Annotated in this window: 3 protein-coding genes; 2 read left to right on the top strand and 1 reads right to left on the bottom strand. The window is 67.7% G+C overall.

All coding sequences use genetic code 11. From position 1 onward, the window contains the following. The coding region (locus tag C1I98_RS38500; RefSeq protein ID WP_111172137.1) for a DUF3040 domain-containing protein at window positions 1-311 on the bottom strand (311 nt) is incomplete at its 3' end. A gap of 134 nt (window positions 312-445) precedes the next feature. Here C1I98_RS38500 and C1I98_RS38495 point away from each other — a divergent pair. Together C1I98_RS38495 and C1I98_RS38490 are read left to right on the top strand one after the other, a co-directional pair. Further along, a complete protein-coding gene (locus C1I98_RS38495) occupies window positions 446-1504 on the top strand; it encodes an Rv2578c family radical SAM protein (protein ID WP_111172136.1) in 1059 nt (352 codons plus the stop codon). A gap of 83 nt (window positions 1505-1587) precedes the next feature. Then, a complete protein-coding gene (locus tag C1I98_RS38490; RefSeq protein ID WP_111172135.1) occupies window positions 1588-1785 on the top strand; it encodes a hypothetical protein in 198 nt (65 codons plus the stop codon). Window positions 1786-1798 lie beyond the last annotated feature (13 nt).

The following is a 1798-nucleotide window of genomic DNA, read 5'->3' as shown; positions in this document are numbered from 1 at the left end:
GCGGGCAGGGTGGCCGCCGTGCGGCCGGCCTTCGCGCCGAATCCGAGGGCGCTGGCGGCCTCGTTGCGCAGTACCATGATCAGCAGAGTGGCGATGAGCGTCGCGATCAGGACCCAGCTCACCGCGATGATGACCGTCGAGTGCCGCGGCCTGCGCGATCGGCCCTGCTCCCCGCGCCGGCGACCGCCACCCTCCTTGCGGCGCACACGCTCGTTGAACGACTCCAGACGGGCGGCCAGCCGCGGATCATCGTCGACGAGGTGACGCTCGATCTGGGCCAGCATCCGCTCCTCGTCCTGCGACCAGGCCATGCCGCACCTCCCGCATCGCAAGGCATGTGCCGATTTCTTGCCCATCATGAAGATCATTAGCCATTTCAAGAGCAGGTAATTAACGTGTCTTCGCATTTGCGATCTTGCTCGAACTGCTGTTCTAATCAGTAGGTATGCGCTGGGACAACCTGCGACTGACCGACGTCGGCGAGCCCGACTCGGCCACGCCGCTCTTCGCTCGCAAAGCCGTCACGCGGACCTTCGACACCCCCGGGTTCCGCGGCGTCACCTTCTATGAGATCCACGCCCGCACCATCATCAACCGCGTTCCCGGCGCCTCCCACGTCCCCTTCCAGTGGACGATCAACCCCTATCGCGGATGCACCCACGCGTGCAGCTACTGCTTCGCCCGCAACACCCACACCTACCTGGACCTCGACGCGGGCCGCGACTTCGATTCCAAGATCGTGGTGAAGGTCAACGCAGCCGAGCTGGTCCGCAGGGAGCTGGCCGTGCCACGCTGGCGGGGCGCGCACATCGCGATAGGCACCAACGTCGACTGCTACCAGCGCGCCGAAGGTCGTTATGGGCTGATGCGCGGCATCCTTGCCGCGCTGCGCGACGCCGCCAATCCCTTCTCGATCCTCACCAAAGGGTCGCTGATCCTGCGTGACCTCGATCTGCTGACCGAGGCCGCCGAGGTCACCGACGTGGGCACGGCCGTGTCGGCCGGGTTCGTCGGCGATGACGGCGACGATGACGGGGCGGCGGCGCTGTGGCGTTCGGTCGAGCCCGGTACGCCGAGTCCCGGTAAACGGCTGGAGGTCTGTGCGACGCTGACCGAGCACGGCCTGCCGTGCTCGGTGCTGATGGCGCCGATCCTGCCGTACCTCACCGACTCCCCCAAGGCGCTGGACCGCGCGGTGCGCCGGATCGCCGCGGCGGGGGCGACCGGCATCACGCCGATCGTGCTGCACCTGCGGCCCGGCGCGCGCGAGTGGTTCATGTCCTGGCTGGGGCGCGAGCACCCGCGCCTGGTGCCGCGCTACCTGGAGTTGTACGGCAGGGGCGCCTACGCCCCCAAGTCCTACCAGCGGCGCATCACCGATCAGGTGCGCGAGCTGGCGGAGCGCCACGGCGTCGGCCGTTCCGGCCGGGCCGCGGCGCGCAGGATCCGCACGCGACCCCAGGCTCCGGTTGTCGAGACGGGCGAGCAGCTCTCCCTTATGTAGCGCTATGTGGTGAATCTCTCACAGAGGGGTAGTAATCGCGGTGATATCCCATGTGGGGGTATCACAGGACAAGAGGGGGGATCATGGGGGACAGCACCCAGAAGAAGCCGATCAAGTCGTCCGCGAAGGCCAAGAAGGCCGCGCTCAAGGCCAATCGCAGCGCCAAGCAGGCGAAGAAACAGCCCAAACGCCCGGCGGCCGACACCGCCGCCGCCGACCGCGCCATCGACCGCGTGACGGACCGCCCGCCCAACCGCGTGATCGACGGCGCTCCCGAGTAACCTGTCTCTTATA

The organism is Spongiactinospora gelatinilytica (assembly GCF_003236385.1).
In the GTDB taxonomy this organism is placed as follows: domain Bacteria; phylum Actinomycetota; class Actinomycetes; order Streptosporangiales; family Streptosporangiaceae; genus Spongiactinospora; species Spongiactinospora gelatinilytica.
The sequence above is the reverse complement of the archived record's forward strand: the minus strand, read 5'-3'. Positions and strand labels throughout refer to the sequence as shown.

What these genes read in the sequence shown, in the direction of transcription:
- C1I98_RS38490 (WP_111172135.1), top strand. Translation starts at nt 1,588, where the DNA reads ATGGGGGACAGCACCCAGAAGAAGCCGATCAAGTCGTCCGCGAAGGCC.
- C1I98_RS38495 (WP_111172136.1), top strand. Translation starts at nt 446, where the DNA reads ATGCGCTGGGACAACCTGCGACTGACCGACGTCGGCGAGCCCGACTCG.